This is a genomic window from Halomonas getboli, from assembly GCF_023094245.1.
GTDB classification, from domain to species: Bacteria; Pseudomonadota; Gammaproteobacteria; order Pseudomonadales; family Halomonadaceae; genus Halomonas; species Halomonas getboli.
Genome location: NZ_JALMEW010000005.1, coordinates 245,750 through 262,471 on the forward strand (window position 1 = coordinate 245,750; position 16,722 = coordinate 262,471).

General features: G+C 66.3%; 12 protein-coding genes and 8 tRNA genes. 14 read left to right on the plus strand and 6 right to left on the minus strand.

Features of this window, described 5'->3' with window-relative positions; all coding sequences use genetic code 11:
* Positions 1-609 (minus strand): cytochrome-c oxidase, cbb3-type subunit II, encoded by a 609-nt coding sequence (ccoO, locus tag MYL53_RS12320; protein ID WP_247854255.1) that lies wholly within the window; start codon positions 607-609, stop codon positions 1-3.
* Positions 610-634: 25 nt separating this feature from the next.
* Complete coding sequence (ccoN, locus tag MYL53_RS12325; RefSeq protein WP_247854256.1) at positions 635-2,062, minus strand: cytochrome-c oxidase, cbb3-type subunit I; 1,428 nt, start codon at positions 2,060-2,062, stop codon at positions 635-637.
* Between the two features lie 174 nt (positions 2,063-2,236).
* On the opposite strand from ccoN, the gene MYL53_RS12330 reads away from it, so the two are divergent.
* From MYL53_RS12330 to MYL53_RS12375, 10 genes are all read left to right on the plus strand, one after another.
* Entirely contained in the window at positions 2,237-2,908 is a 672-nt protein-coding gene (locus MYL53_RS12330) for an alpha/beta family hydrolase (RefSeq protein WP_247854257.1), read from the plus strand.
* 111 nt (positions 2,909-3,019) lie between these two features.
* Positions 3,020-3,095, plus strand: a tRNA-Val gene (locus tag MYL53_RS12335).
* Between the two features lie 40 nt (positions 3,096-3,135).
* A tRNA-Asp gene (locus MYL53_RS12340) sits at positions 3,136-3,212 on the plus strand.
* Between the two features lie 28 nt (positions 3,213-3,240).
* Positions 3,241-3,317 (plus strand) — tRNA-Asp (locus MYL53_RS12345).
* Positions 3,318-3,347: 30 nt separating this feature from the next.
* Positions 3,348-3,424 (plus strand) — tRNA-Val (locus MYL53_RS12350).
* A gap of 3 nt (positions 3,425-3,427) precedes the next feature.
* Positions 3,428-3,504: transfer RNA gene (locus tag MYL53_RS12355), tRNA-Asp, on the plus strand.
* 183 nt (positions 3,505-3,687) lie between these two features.
* Positions 3,688-5,700, plus strand: a complete 2,013-nt coding sequence (locus MYL53_RS12360) for an FAD-dependent oxidoreductase (RefSeq protein WP_345740375.1) — start codon at positions 3,688-3,690, stop codon at positions 5,698-5,700.
* 203 nt (positions 5,701-5,903) lie between these two features.
* Positions 5,904-7,826: a PrkA family serine protein kinase gene (locus MYL53_RS12365; RefSeq protein WP_247854258.1), complete on the plus strand. Its 1,923-nt coding sequence runs from the start codon at positions 5,904-5,906 to the stop codon at positions 7,824-7,826.
* 70 nt (positions 7,827-7,896) lie between these two features.
* Positions 7,897-9,180: a YeaH/YhbH family protein gene (locus MYL53_RS12370; protein WP_247854259.1), complete on the plus strand. Its 1,284-nt coding sequence runs from the start codon at positions 7,897-7,899 to the stop codon at positions 9,178-9,180.
* Between the two features lie 20 nt (positions 9,181-9,200).
* Positions 9,201-10,754, plus strand: a complete 1,554-nt coding sequence (locus MYL53_RS12375) for a SpoVR family protein (protein WP_247854260.1) — start codon at positions 9,201-9,203, stop codon at positions 10,752-10,754.
* Between the two features lie 88 nt (positions 10,755-10,842).
* Here the strand turns inward: MYL53_RS12375 and MYL53_RS12380 are convergent, their stop codons facing one another.
* Positions 10,843-11,157 carry a high-potential iron-sulfur protein gene (locus MYL53_RS12380; RefSeq protein ID WP_247854261.1) on the minus strand — a complete coding sequence of 105 codons (315 nt, stop codon included), beginning with the start codon at positions 11,155-11,157 and terminating at the stop codon, positions 10,843-10,845.
* A gap of 367 nt (positions 11,158-11,524) precedes the next feature.
* Between MYL53_RS12380 and MYL53_RS12385 the strand changes: the two genes are divergently transcribed.
* Together MYL53_RS12385 and MYL53_RS12390 are read left to right on the plus strand one after the other, a co-directional pair.
* Positions 11,525-11,800 (plus strand): Lrp/AsnC family transcriptional regulator, encoded by a 276-nt coding sequence (locus tag MYL53_RS12385; protein WP_247854262.1) that lies wholly within the window; start codon positions 11,525-11,527, stop codon positions 11,798-11,800.
* 51 nt (positions 11,801-11,851) lie between these two features.
* The gene (locus MYL53_RS12390) at positions 11,852-12,676 is read left to right on the plus strand and encodes a DNA/RNA non-specific endonuclease (RefSeq protein ID WP_425591757.1); all 825 of its coding nucleotides are present in this window, start codon (positions 11,852-11,854) and stop codon (positions 12,674-12,676) included.
* Positions 12,677-12,843: 167 nt separating this feature from the next.
* Here the strand turns inward: MYL53_RS12390 and MYL53_RS12395 are convergent.
* From MYL53_RS12395 to MYL53_RS12405, 3 genes are all read right to left on the minus strand, one after another.
* A tRNA-Leu gene (locus MYL53_RS12395) sits at positions 12,844-12,930 on the minus strand.
* Positions 12,931-12,977: 47 nt separating this feature from the next.
* Positions 12,978-13,064: transfer RNA gene (locus MYL53_RS12400), tRNA-Leu, on the minus strand.
* A 67-nt stretch (positions 13,065-13,131) separates the two neighbouring features.
* A tRNA-Leu gene (locus MYL53_RS12405) sits at positions 13,132-13,218 on the minus strand.
* Positions 13,219-13,450: 232 nt separating this feature from the next.
* On the opposite strand from MYL53_RS12405, the gene rnr reads away from it, so the two are divergent.
* Both rnr and rlmB read left to right on the plus strand, forming a co-directional pair.
* Complete coding sequence (rnr, locus tag MYL53_RS12410; protein ID WP_247854263.1) at positions 13,451-15,823, plus strand: ribonuclease R; 2,373 nt, start codon at positions 13,451-13,453, stop codon at positions 15,821-15,823.
* 37 nt (positions 15,824-15,860) lie between these two features.
* Positions 15,861-16,658, plus strand: a complete 798-nt coding sequence (rlmB, locus tag MYL53_RS12415) for a 23S rRNA (guanosine(2251)-2'-O)-methyltransferase RlmB (RefSeq protein WP_247854264.1) — start codon at positions 15,861-15,863, stop codon at positions 16,656-16,658.
* Positions 16,659-16,722 lie beyond the last annotated feature (64 nt).

Sequence of the window (16,722 nt, forward strand, 5' to 3'; positions counted from 1 at the left end):
TCAGCGCGCATCCTTCAGTACGGTGCCGAGCTGTTGCAGGTAGGCCACCAGGGCGGTGATCTCTCGCTCGCCGTGCACCGCCTCGCGGGCGCCGGCGATCTGCTCGTCGGTGTAGGGCACGCCCAGGGTGCGCATGGCGCGCATGCGGTCCTCGACGACGCCGCCGTCGAGGACGTTCTCGAACAGCCAGGGATAGGCCGGCATGATCGATTCCGGCACCACGTCGCGCGGGTTGTAGAGATGTGCGCGGTGCCAGTCGTCGCTGTAGCGTCCGCCGACCCGGGCCAGATCCGGCCCGGTGCGCTTGGAGCCCCACAGGAAGTTGTGCTCGTAGACCGACTCGCCGGCCACGCTGTAGTGGCCGTAGCGCTCGGTCTCGGCGCGGAAGGGGCGAATCATCTGCGAATGGCAGCCCACGCAGCCCTCGCGACGGTAGATGTCGCGGCCGGCGAGCTCCAGCGGCGAGAGGGGCTCGAGGCCTTCCACCGGCTCGGTGGTCTGCTTCTGGAAGAACAGCGGCACGACCTCGGCCAGGCCGCCGAAGCTGATCACCACCAGCACCAGCACGGCGAGCAGGCCCACGTTCTTTTCGACGATCTCGTGTCTCATGAAGGTGTTCTCGTTCCCTGTTGGCTCAGGCGGCGGTCTGGGGCTGCGGCCGCGGCAGGCGCTGCTTGCCGCGCACGGTCATGGCGACGTTGAAGGCCATGACCAGCATGCCCACGACCCAGCACAGCCCGCCGACGGTGCGCACGACGTAGCCGGCGCCGCTGGCCTCGACGGACTCGATGAAGGTGTACATCAGGGTGCCGTCGGCGTTGACCGCACGCCACATCAGGCCCTGCATGATGCCGTTGACCCACATGGCGGCGATGTAGAGCACGGTGCCGACGGTGGCCAGCCAGAAGTGCACGGCGATCAGCCCCACCGAATACATCTCGCTGCGGCCGTAGAGGCGCGGGATCAGGTGATACATGGAGCCAATGGTGATCATCGCCACCCAGCCCAGGGCGCCGGCGTGGACGTGGCCGATGGTCCAGTCGGTATAGTGGGAGAGGGCGTTGACGGTCTTCACCGCCATCATCGGGCCCTCGAAGGTGGACATGCCGTAGAACGACAGCGCCACCACCAGGAACCTCAGGGTGGGATCGGTGCGCAGCTTATGCCAGGCGCCGGAGAGGGTCATCATGCCGTTGATCATGCCGCCCCAGGAGGGCGCCAGCAGGATGATCGACATCACCATGCCCAGCGACTGGGCCCAGTTGGGCAGCGCGGTGTAGTGCAGGTGGTGCGGCCCGGCCCACATGTAGACCATGATCAGCGCCCAGAAGTGGACGATCGACAGCCGGTAGGAGTAGACCGGGCGCCCGGCCTGCTTGGGCACGAAGTAGTACATCATGCCCAGGAAGCCGGCGGTCAGGAAGAAGCCCACCGCGTTGTGGCCGTACCACCACTGGGTCATGGCATCGACGGCGCCGGAATACAGCGAGATCGAGTACATGGCCGAGACCGGCAGCGCCGCGCTGTTGACGATGTGCAGCACCGCCACGGTGAGGATGAAGGCGGCGTAGAACCAGTTGGCCACATAGATGTGGGAGGTACGGCGTCGCTTGATGGTGCCGAGGAAGACGATGGCGTAGGCGATCCACACCACCGCCAGCAGGATGTCGATCGGCCACTCCAGCTCGGCGTATTCTTTCACCTCGGTGTAGCCCATCGGCAGCGTGACGACCGCCGACACGATCACCGCCTGCCAGCCCCAGAAGGTGAAGGCGGCCAGTCGGTCGGACATCAGTCGCGTCTGGCAGGTGCGCTGCACCACGTAGTAGGAGGTGGCGAACAGCGCCGAGCCGCCGAAGGCGAAGATCACGGCGTTGGTGTGCAGCGGCCGCAGACGGCCGAAGCTGGTCCAGGGCAGCCCGAGGTTGAGTTCGGGCCAGACCAGCTGGGCGGCGATCGTGACACCGAGGGCCATGCCCACGATGCCCCAGACCACCGTCATGATCGCGAACTGGCGAACGACCTTGTAGTTGTAGGTGGGGTGTTCCAGTGCTGTGCTCATGTCGGGTTCCATCGAACGCGGAAGAGGGGCGCGCATGGGCTGGATTCTAGCCCAGGGCATTCGCCCGCATGATGATGACGGTCAAGTCGAGGTCAGGCCGGCAGGCCCGCGGTTCGGCGTTTTGTTCCATGACGGTTTCGGTGATAGGTTATATGTCCACAGTAAGTGTATACAATGATTGAATACAAAAAAATCGAGAATGTCGAGGGCTCGGGGCCGCTGGAGGTCAACGGTGAGGCTCGTCTCGGGCGCCTGCTGCTGGCACATGGCGCCGGCGCCGGGCAGGACTCCGCCTTCATGCGGCGACTCAGGCAGGCGCTGGCCAAGCGCGGCGTGCAGACCCTGGCCTTCGAGTTCGCCTACATGCAGCGCATGCGCGAGGAGGGCAGGCGGCGTCCGCCGCCGCGGGTCGAGCGACTGGTCGATGAGTTCGCCGCCTGGCGCGACGGCGCGCAGCGGCTCGCGCCGGGCCCGCTGTGGCTGGGCGGCAAGTCCATGGGCGGCCGGGTGGCCAGCCTGCTGGCGGCGCGCGACGGCGCCGATGGCCTGGCGCTGTGCGGCTATCCCTTTCATCCGCCGCGCAAGCCCGAATCGCTGCGCCTCGCCCACTGGCCGGATCTGTCCTGCTCGACCCTGGTGGTGCAGGGCACCCGCGACCCCTTCGGTACCCGCGAGGAGGTGGCCGGCTATGCGCTGCCCGCCTGCGCCGAGGTGCACTGGCTGGAGGATGGCGATCACGACTGGAAGCCGCGTCGGGCCTCGGGCCACGATCAGTCGGCATTGATCGAGGAGGGCGCGGCGGCCATCGCCATGACCATGGCGCGTTACGACGCCGCCGATCGATAGCGGCCAAGTGGATGAATGGCCTGGCGTTCTCCGCCGGCCGATCGACATGAGGATGAAAAAACGCGTTGACAATGTGCGCCGTTTCCGTAGAATGCAGCGCCATGTGACCGGGGGTGGTTAGCTCAGCTGGGAGAGCACCAGCCTTACAAGCTGGGGGTCACAGGTTCGATCCCTGTACCACCCACCACTGCCCAGGCAGTGCCCGATTGCATCGCAGAAACGAGTGCGGACCGGTAGTTCAGTTGGTTAGAATGCCGGCCTGTCACGCCGGAGGTCGCGGGTTCGAGTCCCGTCCGGTCCGCCAGCGTTTTCTGTACCGCATCATCACTTGCGGACCGGTAGTTCAGTTGGTTAGAATGCCGGCCTGTCACGCCGGAGGTCGCGGGTTCGAGTCCCGTCCGGTCCGCCACGATGACGCACAATCTAAGCAGTACCGCGTGGGCGATTAGCTCAGTTGGTTAGAGCACCAGCCTCACATGCTGGGGGTCACTGGTTCGAGTCCAGTATCGCCCACCACGCGGACCGGTAGTTCAGTTGGTTAGAATGCCGGCCTGTCACGCCGGAGGTCGCGGGTTCGAGTCCCGTCCGGTCCGCCATCTGCTCAGAATTCCTAAAGCCCCGTGGCTCACGCCACGGGGCTTTTCTGTTGTCTGAAGTCGCATTTTTCCCGCCCGAAGGTCTCGGAATTTTTCGATCAATGCTTGCCCGGCTTTTGCGCTGCCCGCGGGTCTGTCATACAGTTGTTTTAATTTCTGTCGACGGTCCGAGGGTGCTCGAACGTGGCTGACTTTCCGCATCTGTTTCGCCCCATCACACTGGGTCCGCTGCGCCTCCCCAATCGGGTGGTGATGGGCTCGATGCACACCAATCTGGAAGAAATGCCCGGCGGTTTCGAACGCCTGGCCGCCTTCTATGCCGAGCGCGCCCGGGCGGGCGTGTCGCTGATCGTCGGGGGTGGCATCGCGCCCAACGCCGAGGGGGCGGTCTTTTCCGGCGGCGCGACCCTGGAGCGGCCCGATCAGGTGGCCGAGCACCGGCGCCTTGTCGAGGCGGTGCACGCCGAGGGCGGACATATCTGCCTGCAGATCCTGCACGCCGGCCGCTACGCCTACACTGAGGCGCCGGTAGCGCCCTCGGCGATCCGGGCGCCGATCAATCCACGCGAGCCGCGTGCCCTCGGCGCCGACGAGATCGAGCGCACCCTGGACGACTACGTGCGCTGCGCGCGTCTGGCCCGGGAGGCCGGCTACGACGGCGTCGAGGTCATGGGCTCCGAGGGCTACCTGATCAATCAGTTCGTGTGCCGCCGCACCAATCATCGCGAGGACGAATGGGGTGGCAGCTTCGCCAACCGCATTCGCTTCCCGGTGGAGGTGGTGCGGCGCATTCGCGAGGCCCTGGGTTACGAGGCCTTGATCCTGTTCCGGCTGTCGATGATCGACCTGGTGGAGGAGGGCTGCACCCACGACGAGGTGGTCGCCCTGGGGCGCGCGGTGGCCGAGGCCGGTGCCGACGCCATCGACAGCGGCATCGGCTGGCACGAGGCGCGGGTGCCGACCATCGTCACCAGCGTGCCGCGGGCGCTGTTCGCCGAGGTCACGCGCCAGGTACGCGACGAGCTGCGGGTGCCGCTGATCGCCACCAATCGCATCAACATGCCGGAAGTCGCCGAGCGGCTGCTGGCCGAGGGCGTGGCCGACCTGGTGTCCATGGCGCGGCCCTTCCTGGCCGACCCGGACTGGGTGGCCAAGGCCCGCGAGGGGAAGACCGAGCGCATCAACACCTGCATCGCCTGCAACCAGGCCTGCCTCGATCACACCTTCCAGGGCAAGACGACCTCGTGCCTGGTCAATCCGCGCGCCGGCCACGAGACCGAGCTTTCCATCATGCCGGCCGAGTCGGCCAGACGCATCGCCGTGGTGGGCGGCGGCCCCGCCGGGCTCGCCGCCGCCGTCACCGCCGCCGAGCGTGGCCATGCGGTCACGCTGTTCGAGCGCCAGGCCGAACTGGGCGGGCAGTTCAACCATGCCCGGCGCATTCCCGGCAAGGAGGAGTTCGACGAGACGCTGCGCTATTTCCGCACCATGCTCGATCTGCGTGGCGTGAGCGTGCGACTCGGCGCCGAGCCCGGGCTCCACGAGCTGCGCGGCTTCGACGAGGTGGTGCTGGCCACCGGCGTGCGGCCGCGGGCCCTCGACCTGCCGGGCAGCGATCATCCGAAGGTGATGTCCTATCCGCTGGCGATTCAGCAGCCGGAGCGGGTGGGGCCGCGGGTGGCGATCATCGGCGCCGGGGGCATCGGCTTCGACGTGGCGGAGCTGCTGACCCACGTCGGCCATCCCGCCCTGGACGCCGAGGCCTGGTGCGACGAGTGGGGCGTGGACCTGTCGGTGGCCTCGCCGGGCGGACTGCGCGCGCCGGCGCGGCCCGCGATACCGCGGCGGGTCACCCTGCTGCAGCGCAAGGCGTCGAAGCCCGGTCGCGGGTTGGGCGTCAGCACCGGCTGGGTGCATCGCGCCTCGCTGCGTCACCGCGGCGTCGAGATGCTGGCCGGCTGCGAGTACGTCGGCATCGATGACGCTGGCCTGCACATTCGGCTCGACGGCGAACCGCGGCTGCTCGAGGTCGACAGCGTGGTGGTGTGCGCCGGACAGGAGTCGGTGCGCGACCTGCTCGAGCCGCTGCGGGCGGCCGGCGTGGCGGTTCACGTCATCGGTGGCGCCGACAAGGCTGCCGAGCTCGATGCCAGGCGCGCCATCGATCAGGGCGTACGGCTGGCCGCCGAGCTTTGAGGAGGAGGGGCAAGGCTCGTTCGTTGAAAATCTGCACCTTCCAAGCTGAACCGCTTCGGGTTCGCGGGCTCATAGGGAATGTAGCCGTGCGTTGAAGCGACCGAGCGCTATGGTCCGGTCGAGCTGACTACGCTGAAGCTACCGACCCGGCCACCAGGGCGAGGACCGCCAAGGCCGGAGCCCCGGGCTTTAAGGAGGCATCGATGAGCATCTTCGATCATGTGCAGAACCGCTTCGAACGCACCCTGCAGGAGGAAATGAGCCTGCAGGAGTACCTGGAACTCTGCCGTGAGGACCCCTCGGCCTACGCCAGCGCGGCCGAACGAATGCTGGAAGCCATCGGCGAGCCCGAGGTGATCGACACGGCCAAGGACCCTCGCCTGTCGCGAATCTTCTCCAACAAGGTCATCCGCCGCTATCCGGCGTTTTCCGAGTTCTATGGCATGGAGGAGGCGATCGAGCAGATCGTCGCCTACTTCCGCCATGCCGCCCAGGGGCTGGAGGAGAAGAAGCAGATCCTCTACCTGCTCGGCCCGGTGGGCGGCGGCAAGTCGTCGCTGGCCGAGCGGCTCAAGCTGCTGATGGAGCACGTGCCGTTCTATGCCATCAAGGGCTCGCCGGTGCAGGAGTCGCCGCTGTCGCTGTTCTCGCCCGAGCATGACGGCGAGCTGCTCGAGAAGGAATACGGCATTCCCCCGCGCTGCCTGAAGAGCGTGATGTCGCCCTGGGCCGCCAAGCGTCTCAAGGAGGCCGGCGGCGATATCAGCCAGTTCCGCGTGGTGCGGCTGTTCCCGTCGCGACTCAACCAGATCGCCATCGCCAAGACCGAGCCCGGTGACGAGAACAACCAGGACATCTCCTCGCTGGTCGGCAAGGTGGACATCCGCCAGCTCGAGCTCTATTCCCAGGACGATCCCGACGCCTACAGCTTCTCCGGCGGCCTGTGCCGGGCCAACCAGGGCCTGATGGAGTTCGTCGAGATGTTCAAGGCGCCGATCAAGGTGCTGCATCCGCTGCTGACGGCCACCCAGGAGGGCAACTACAACCCCACCGAGGGCATGGGAGCGATCCCGTTCGACGGCATCGTGCTGGCGCACTCCAATGAGAGCGAGTGGCAGGCGTTCCGCAACAACCGCAACAACGAGGCCTTCCTCGACCGGGTCTATATCGTCAAGGTGCCCTACTGCCTGCGGGTGACCGAAGAGATCAACATCTACAAGAAGCTGCTCGAGCATTCCTCGCTCAACGAGGCGCCCTGCGCGCCGGACACCCTGCGCATGCTGGCGCAGTTCACGGTGCTCTCGCGGCTCAAGGAGCCGGAGAATTCCAGCGTCTATTCCAAGATGCGGGTCTACGACGGCGAGAATCTCAAGGACACCGATCCCAAGGCCAAGTCGATCCAGGAGTATCGCGACGCCGCCGGGGTCGACGAGGGCATGGACGGGCTCTCCACGCGCTTCGCCTTCAAGATCCTGTCCAAGGTGTTCAACTTCGACAATCACGAGGTGGCGGCCAACCCGGTGCACCTGCTCTACGTGCTCGAGCAGCGCCTCGAGCAGGAGCAGCTGCCCAAGGAGACCTTCGAGCGCTACCTGCGCTTCATCAAGGAGTTCCTGGCGCCGCGCTACGTGGACTTCATCGGCAAGGAGATCCAGACCGCCTATCTCGAGTCCTACTCCGAGTACGGCCAGAACATCTTCGACCGCTACGTCACCTACGCCGACTTCTGGATCCAGGATCAGGAGTATCGCGATCCGGAGACCGGCGAGCTGTTCGACCGCCAGTCGCTCAACGAGGAGCTGGAGAAGATCGAGAAGCCGGCGGGCATCTCCAATCCCAAGGACTTCCGCCACGAGGTCGTCAACTTCGTGCTGCGGGCCCGGGCCCAGAACAACGGCATGAACCCGAGCTGGCAGTCCTACGAGAAGTTGCGCGGGGTGATCGAGCACAAGATGTTCGCCAACACCGAGGAGCTGCTGCCGGTGATCTCGTTCAACGCCAAGGCCTCCACCGCGGACCAGAAGAAGCACGAGGACTTCGTGGCCCGCATGGTCGATCGCGGCTACACCGAAAAGCAGGTGCGCCTGCTTTCCGAGTGGTATCTGCGGGTGCGCAAGTCGCAGTAGCCGTCGAGGGCCGCGCGGGACGCCGAGTCATGGCGACCCGCGCGGACGCAGGGCAGCCCAGGAGGTCCGCATGACCTACTTCATCGACCGCCGTGCCAATGCCAGGCACAAGAGCGCGGTCAATCGCCAGCGTTTCCTCGATCGCTATCGCACCCATATCAAGCGGTCCGTCGAGGAGGCGGTCAATCGCCGCTCGATCACCGACATGGAGCGCGGCGAGAAGGTGTCGATTCCCACTCGGGACATCTCCGAGCCGGTCTTCCAGCACGGGCCCGGCGGCAAACGCTCGATCATCGCTCCCGGCAACAAGGAGTTCGTCGAGGGCGATCGTCTGCGTCGCCCCGGCGGGGGAGGCGGTGGCGGGTCCGGCGAGGGCAGCGCCTCCAACCAGGGCGAGGGCATGGACGAGTTCGCCTTCACCCTGTCCCGCGAGGAGTTTCTGGATTTCGTCTTCGACGGCCTGGAGCTGCCGCACCTGGAGCGCAAGAACCTGGTCGATCTCGATGAGGTGCGCCCGGTGCGGGCCGGCTTCACCCGCGACGGGGTGCCGGCGAGGATCAATATCGTGCGCTCGATGCGCGAGGCCCATGCCCGGCGCATCGCCATGCGTGGGCCCATTCGTCGGGCCCTGCGCGAGGCGCAGGAGGCGCTGGAGGTCGAGGAGCGCAAGGACCCGGTGCTGCGCCATCCGGCGCGCATCGCCGAGCTCAAGGCCGAGATCGAGCGGCTCGAGAAGCGCCTCGAATCGGTGCCCTTCATCGATACCTATGACCTGCGCTACAACAACCTGGTCAATCAGCCCCAGCCGTCGAGCAAGGCGGTGATGTTCTGCGTGATGGACGTCTCGGGCTCCATGACCCAGGCCCACAAGGACATCGCCAAGCGTTTCTTCCTGCTGCTCTACCTGTTCCTGGAGCGCAATTACGAGAAGGTCGAGCTGGTCTTCGTGCGTCACCATACCGCCGCCAAGGAGGTCGACGAGGAGGAGTTCTTCTACTCCCGCGAGACCGGCGGCACCATCGTCTCCAGCGCCCTGACGCTGGTCGACGAGATCATCACCGACCGCTATCCGCCGACCCAGTGGAATCTCTACGTGGCTCAGGCCTCGGACGGCGACAACTGGGACGACGATTCCCTGATCTGCCGCGATCAGCTGGCCAACCGTCTGATGCCGCGGCTGCAGTACTTCACCTACGTCGAGATCACGCCCCACGCGCATCAGGCGCTGTGGGAGGAGTACGAGAAGGTCGAGGCCGAGTATCCCGAGCGCTTCGCCATGCGTCAGATCGTCGAGGCCGGCGACATCTACCCGGTGTTCCGCGACCTGTTCCGTCGCCGCACTGTCCAGTCCTGAGGCGAGGCCAAGGAGGCAGCATGACCGAACGCAAGCCCATCGCCAGCGGCTCCGACTGGAACTTCGAGGTCCTGGAGCGGTTCGAGACGGAGATCGCTCGGCTGGCCGACGAGTATCGGCTGGACACCTATCCCAACCAGATCGAGATCATCACCACCGAGCAGATGATGGACGCCTACGCCAGCGTGGGCATGCCGGTGGGCTACCATCACTGGTCCTTCGGCAAGCAGTTCCTGGCCGTGGAGCAGGCCTACCGGCGCGGCCAGATGGGGCTGGCCTACGAGCTGGTCATCAACTCGGATCCCTGCATCGCCTATCTGATGGAGGAGAATACCCTGATGATGCAGGTGCTGGTGATGGCTCACGCCTGCTATGGCCACAACTCCTTCTTCAAGGGCAACTATCTGTTCCGCACCTGGACCGATGCCGGCTCCATCGTCGACTATCTGCTGTTCGCCCGGCGCTACCTCGCCGAGTGCGAGGAGCGCCACGGCGTGACCGCGGTCGAGCAGCTGCTCGATGCCTGTCACGCGCTGCAGAACTACGGGGTCGACCGCTACAAGCGGCCCTCGCCGATCTCCGCCGAGGAAGAGGCCCGACGGCAGAAGGAGCGCTCCGACTATCTTCAGGCCCAGGTCAACACGCTATGGAGCACCATTCCCGGGCGGCCCACGGAGAACGGCCATGAGGAGGTCGGCGACGAGGACGACCCGCTCGGCCTGCATGCCGGCGGGCGCTATCCCCCCGAGCCCCAGGAGAACCTGCTCTACTTCATCGAGAAGAACGCGCCGCTGCTGGCGCCCTGGCAGCGGGAAGTGGTGCGCATCGTGCGCAAGCTGGCGCAGTATTTCTATCCTCAGCGCCAGACCCAGGTGATGAACGAGGGCTGGGCGACCTTCTGGCACTACACGCTGATGAATCGCCTGTACGACGAGGGGCTGGTGGACGAGGGGCTGATCCTGGAGTTCCTGCACTCCCATACTGCGGTGGTCCAGCAGCCGCCCTTCGACAGCCCGCACTACAGCGGCATCAACCCCTACGCGCTCGGCTTCGCCATGTTCACCGATCTGCGTCGGATCTGTGAGCAGCCCACCGAGGAGGACCGGCGCTGGTTCCCGGAGATCGCCGGCAGCGACTGGCTCGAGACGCTGCACTTCGCCATGCGCAATTTCAAGGACGAGTCCTTCATCCAGCAGTACCTGTCACCCAAGGTCATTCGCGACCTGAAGCTGTTCATGGTGCTCGACGACGATCGCGACGAGATGCTCGAAGTGGCCGCCATCCACGACGATCGCGGCTATCAGCGCATCCGCGACGGGCTGGCCACTCAGTACGCGCTCTCGGTGCGCGAGCCCAATATCCAGATCTACTCGGCGGACATCCGTGGCGATCGTTCGCTGACCCTGCGCCACGTGCAGGACAGCCGGCGACCGCTGGCGCGCAGCGTCTATCCGGTGATGCGTCATCTGCATCAGCTGTGGGGCTTCCCGGTGAAGCTCGAATCGATGGAGGAGGGCGAGATCGTGCGGCGCTATCACTGGCCGCTGCCGGAGGACGAGCAGAAGGAGGCGTGAGGCGCCCACATGATGTGCCGACACGACGCGGCCCGCACCGGGAGGTGCGGGCCGCTGGCGTTGGCGGGATTGACGATCGGCCTGGGGATCAGGCCTTGGCGGTCCAGGACTGGCACCAGCCTCTGGGCGCGACGCTGTTCTGCGGGAATAGCTGACAGCCCTGGGAATCGGCCTGGAAGAACATGCAGTTGGCGCAGGTCTCGCCATCGGCATAGGCCGGGTTGTCGCTGGCGTCGGCGGCCGTCTCGACGTAGCCGAGGGCCTTGGCCTGGGCGCTTTCGGGGTCCAGGGGCGGCAGATCCTGAGCGAAGGCGCGCTTCGACAGGACGCCCACGCCCAGCGGCAGGGCGGCGAGTCCCAGCAGGCTGTGGCGCATGAAATCGCGACGACTTTGATTGGCCATGGTGGCTCCTCATTGAGCGGTCTGCAGGTGGGTCACGGTGAGGCGCTGTTCGTCGGCTCGAAGAGCGCCGATCTGGGTGTTATCGCGGGAGGTCGGGCCTCCTCTGTTCTTACCTTAGTCAAAGTGTATCCATTTATCTATTTCAAATGTATACATTTTGAGATGCTTGCTGCTGCAGTGAGGCGACGGCCTCCGCCTGCCGTGGCGTGAGGGCGCCCGACGCCGACGCATTCGACCGGAAGTGTACGGCGAGGTTCGGCCTCTTCAGCGTAGCCGAGCTCGAGGGGCGCGACGAGGCGCTGGCCCCGCGGCGCATGGACGCTGTTATACTCGCCGCCGTGAACCGCTATCCGAGGGAGGTTGCCCCATGCAGAATGCCGTCATCCTTATCAATACCGAGAAGGGCCAGGTCAAGTCGGTGGCCGAACGGCTGGCCGAGGTGGAAGGCATTAGCGAGGTGTTCTCCACCTGCGGGCGCTACGACCTGGTCGCCATCGCCCGGACTCGCGATTTCGAGGGCCTGGCGGAGCTCGTGACCGGGCGGCTCAACGACGTCGAGGGCATCCGCGAGACCGAGACCCTCAACGCCATGCAGGTGCACTCGCGCCACGATCTCGAGACCATGTTCGCGCTGGGCTGGTAAGGCCCGCCGGTGCTGTCACGCCTCTTTCGCCTGCCGTCATGGCGCGGGTCGCTGCGCCGCCTGGGCATCGCCGCGCTGTTCGCGGCGGTGGGCAGCGGCCTGTGGTACATGGAGGAGCGCGAGGTGCGCGAGCGTCTCAGCTGGATGGGCGTGCCGACCTGGGAGCGGCTGACGCCGCTGAGCCTGCACCGGGTGCTGCGCAACGACGGCTTCCTGGTCGGCTGGTCGGACGTGCGGGTCAGTCCGCTGTGGGCCAGCTACGTGCTGAGCGACGACCGCGCGGTCGATGTCGGCGAGCGCCCCGGCTTTCGTCGTGACTGGCGTACCCTGTGGCCGGTCACGCCGGACAGCTACCTGCGCAGCGGCTACGATCGCGGCCATCTGGCGCCCAACTACGCCATCGCCCGAGTGCATGGCCCCTCCGCCCAGTACGACACCTTCCTGATGAGCAACATGGTGCCCCAGCGGCCGGACCTGAATCGTCGGCTCTGGCAGCGCCTGGAGGAAGTGGTGATCGATCGCTTCGTGCCGCGTCTGGGCACCCTGCAGGTGATCGACGGGCCGATCTTCGATTCGGACTTCACCCGCGGCGTGCTGCGGCGGGTCGGCCTGGTGGAAGTGCCCGAGGCGCTCTACAAGATCCTGGTGGTGCCGGGCGAGCGGCCCAGGGCGCTCGCCTTCGTGATGCCGCAGAACGTGCACGGCGACGAGCCGTTGGATCGCTTCGTGGTCAGCATCGATCGTATCGAGGCGCTGACCGGGCTGGATTTCTTCCCGAACCTGCCGGCGTCGGTGGAGCGTGAGCTGGAAGGGCGGGTGAGTACCCGGGGCTGGGATCTCGAGGCGGTGGCGGACCTGCCGGGGCGTTTCGACTAGGCGCGGAAGGAGATGGGCGGCGATGCGCGCGTTGCCGTTTCCTGGTGCGCGGGAACGCAAAAAACCGCAACGTGTGCGGCCGGAGATATCAAGCGATATAGCGATGTGGGGTTGCTCTCTCGAGGGGGGGGGGCCTCGAAGCTCAGCTCTTGTCTGCATAACGCGAATGGTGCCCAGGAGAGGACTTGAACCTCCACGTCCGTAAGGACACTAGCACCTGAAGCTAGCGCGTCTACCAATTCCGCCACCTGGGCGCGTCATGCATATTCGTCGTGTTCCGAGCCATCGCTTGAGCGATGAATGGTGCCCAGGAGAGGACTTGAACCTCCACGTCCGTAAGGACACTAGCACCTGAAGCTAGCGCGTCTACCAATTCCGCCACCTGGGCGAAACACGAGCGAATCGAGCTTTTAAAGAGCGTGATACCTGACGGTGCTGCTGGCAGTGTATCGAATTGGTGCCCAGAAGAGGACTTGAACCTCCACGTCCGTAAGGACACTAGCACCTGAAGCTAGCGCGTCTACCAATTCCGCCATCTGGGCAAGTGGCGCGTATATTACCGTATATTTTCGGTGATGCAACCCCTTGTGGGGCGGTGAGCGGCTTTTTTTGCGCTTTCCTCCTCCTTATGGGCCGTCGCATGGTTGGGTGCAACCCTTGGCAACGCTATACTGCCGCCATGACAAGAGACCCCTATTGCATCACTGCATGCCCGCGGCGCGTGAGCGCCACCCTCCTTACGTCGTCCCCGACCCTGCCAAGGATGCTCTCCGCATGAATCACTGGACGCTCAGCGACGATCTGCACGCCAGCCGCGAGGCCCACAAGTACGACAAGCCGGCGCCCAGCCGCGAATACCTGCTGGCGCGGCTCGAGGAATACGGCAAGCCGATCACCCACGAGGCCATGAGCGACCTGCTGGGCCTCGATGACGAGGATCTGCAGGAGGCCGTGCGCCGCCGCCTGTCGGCCATGGAACGCGACGGCCAGGTGCTGCGCAATCGCCGCGGCGCCTATGCGCTGATCGACAAGCTCGACCTGATCAAGGGCCGTGTGCTCGGCCACCGCGACGGCATCGGTTTCCTGCTGCGCGACGACGGCAAGAAGCCCGACCTGGTGCTGCCGCCGCGCCAGATGCGCCGCGTGTTCCACAACGACCACGTGCTGGTGCGCATCAGCGGCCGCGATCGTCGCGGCCGTGACGAGGCCACTATCGTCGAGGTGCTGGCGCGCAATACCCAGAACATCGTCGGCGTCTATCGCGAGAACACGCCCGAGTTCGGCGTGCTGATTCCCGAGAATCCACGCATCGCCCAGGAAATCATCATTCCGCATAACGCCAACGGCGGCGCCCGCGACGGCCAGGTGATCTCGGCCGACATCGTCAAGCAGCCGGCCACCCGCGTGCAGCCGGTGGGCCATGTCACCGAGGTGATGGGCGAGCGGATGGATCCGGGGATGGAGATCGACATCGCCATTCGCAGCTACGAGATCCCGTCCGAGTTTCCGCCGGAGGTACAGGACCAGATCGCCAGCATGTCCGCCGAGGTCGTCGAGGAAGACAAGGCTCACCGCGTCGACCTTCGCCACCTGCCGCTGGTGACCATCGACGACGAATCCGCCCGCGACTTCGACGATGCGGTCTGCGCCTGGCAGACCAAGTCCGGCAGCTGGAAGCTGCTGGTGGCCATCGCCGACGTCTCCCACTACGTGCGCCCGGGCAGCCCGCTGGATCAGGAGGCGATCAGCCGCGGCAACTCGGTGTACTTCCCGGGGCAGGTCGTGCCGATGCTGCCGGAGCTGCTGTCCAACGGCCTGTGCTCGCTGAACCCGGACGTCGATCGTCTGGCGATGGTGTGCGAGATGAACATCTCCCAGAAGGGGGCCATCAGCCGCTATCGCTTCTACGAGGCGGTGTTCCGCTCCCACGCGCGCCTGACCTACAACAAGGTGGCCTCGATCCTCGACGACGAGGATGAGCAGGGCGATGCGCTGCGCGAGCAGTACAGCGAGCTGGTCAAGCCGCTGAACGACCTGCACTCGCTCTACAAGGTGCTGCGCGGCGCCCGCGACGAGCGCGGGGCCATCGATTTCGAGACCACCGAGACGGCGATCGTCTTCAACGACGAGCGCAAGATCGAGAAGATCGTGCCGCGTTCGCGCAACGACGCCCACAAGATCATCGAGGAGTGCATGCTGGCGGCCAACGTTGCCACCGCCCGCTTCCTCGACAAGCACGACCTGCCGGCGCTGTACCGCATCCACGAGCGGCCCTCGCCGGAGCGCCTCGACAAGCTGCGCCTGTTCCTCAACGAGCTGGGCCTGTCGCTGCCCGGCGGCGACGAACCCACGCCGCAGGACTATCAGACCCTGGCCGAGACCATCCGCGGCCGCGAGGATGCCGACATCATCCAGACGGTGATGTTGCGCTCCATGAGCCAGGCGGTCTATTCGCCCCAGAACGAGGGCCACTTCGGCCTGGCCTATCCGGCCTATGCCCACTTCACCTCGCCGATCCGTCGCTATCCCGACCTGATCGTGCACCGGGCGATCCGCTCGGTGATCCGCGGGCCGCGCCAGACCGCGACCGTGCTGCGCGAGGAGGGCGCGCCGGTGGAGCCGCCGAGCAAGTGGTGCCCCTACACCTTCGAGCAGATGCTCGAGCTGGGCGAGCACTGCTCGATGACCGAGCGCCGCGCCGACGACGCCACCCGCGACGTCGAGAGCTGGCTCAAGTGCGAGTTCATGTCCGACAAGCTCGGCGAGACCTACAGCGGCACCATCGCCTCGGTGACCCAGTTTGGCATCTTCGTTCGCCTCGACGAGTTCTTCGTCGAGGGCCTGGTGCACGTCACCTCGCTGCCCTCCGACTACTACCACTACGAGGCCGAGAAGCACCGCCTCAAGGGCGAGCGCAGCGGCATGAGCTACCGCCTCGGCGACGCCGTCTCGGTGCAGGTGGCGCGGGTCGACCTCGACGATCGCAAGATCGACTTCGAGCTGGCCGACGACCAGCCCAAGCCGCAGCGCAAGGCGCGCAAGTCGCGTGGCCAGCAGGGCAAGGGCGGCGCTCAGGGCCAGTCCGCGGGCGACGGCGAGAAGAGCGGCGGCAACAAGCGTCGCCGCCGCGGCCCGCGTCGTCGCTGAGGCCGATGCCGGGATGTCGAGAAAATCCGAGATGTCGATGAAAGCGAAGAAGAAGCCCGCGCCGCGGCGCGGGCCGAAGATGCCGAACGGCCTGGACGCCGTCTATGGCGTGCACGCGGTGCGGGCGTTGCTCGGCCGCGGCGAGGCCCCACGCGAGCTGTGGCTGCAGGAAGGGGAGGCCGCTGGCCGCCTCGCCGAGCTGGTCGACATGGCCCGGGCGCGCGGCGCGCGGGTCAGCGCCCATCCCCGCGACGACCTCGATCGCCTCGCCCAGGGCGCCGCCCACCAGGGCATCGTGGCCTTCTGTCCGCCGCTGGCCTTCGAGGCCGAGGCCGCGCTGTGGCATCGGCTGCAGGGCTGGTCGAACGCCGAGGCGCCGCTGCTGCTGGTGCTCGACGGCGTCACCGACGTGCACAACTTTGGCGCCTGTCTGCGCAGCGCCGACGCCGCCGGCGCCCACGGCGTGGTGGTGCCCAAGGACAAGTCGGCGCCGCTCAACGCCACGGTGCGCAAGGTGGCCTGTGGCGCCGCCGAGAGCGTGCCGGTCTACCAGGTCACCAACCTGGCCCGGGCGCTGGGCAAGCTCAAGGAGCTCGGCGTGTGGGTCACCGGCACCGCCGGCGAGGCCGAGGCGAGCCTGTTCGAGGCCGATCTCGCCGGGCCCACGGCGCTGGTGATGGGCGCCGAGGGCAAGGGCATGCGCCGGCTGACCCGTGAAGCCTGCGACCAGCTGGTCAAGCTGCCCATGGCCGGCAGCGTCTCCAGCCTCAACGTCTCGGTGGCCACCGGCATCGGCCTGTTCGAGGCGGTGCGGCAAAGAAGCCTGAAGTCATAAGCTTAAAGCTTGAAGAGAGCCCTTGATCCCACGTCTGAGGGTTCATGCTGGCTTCGAGCTTGCG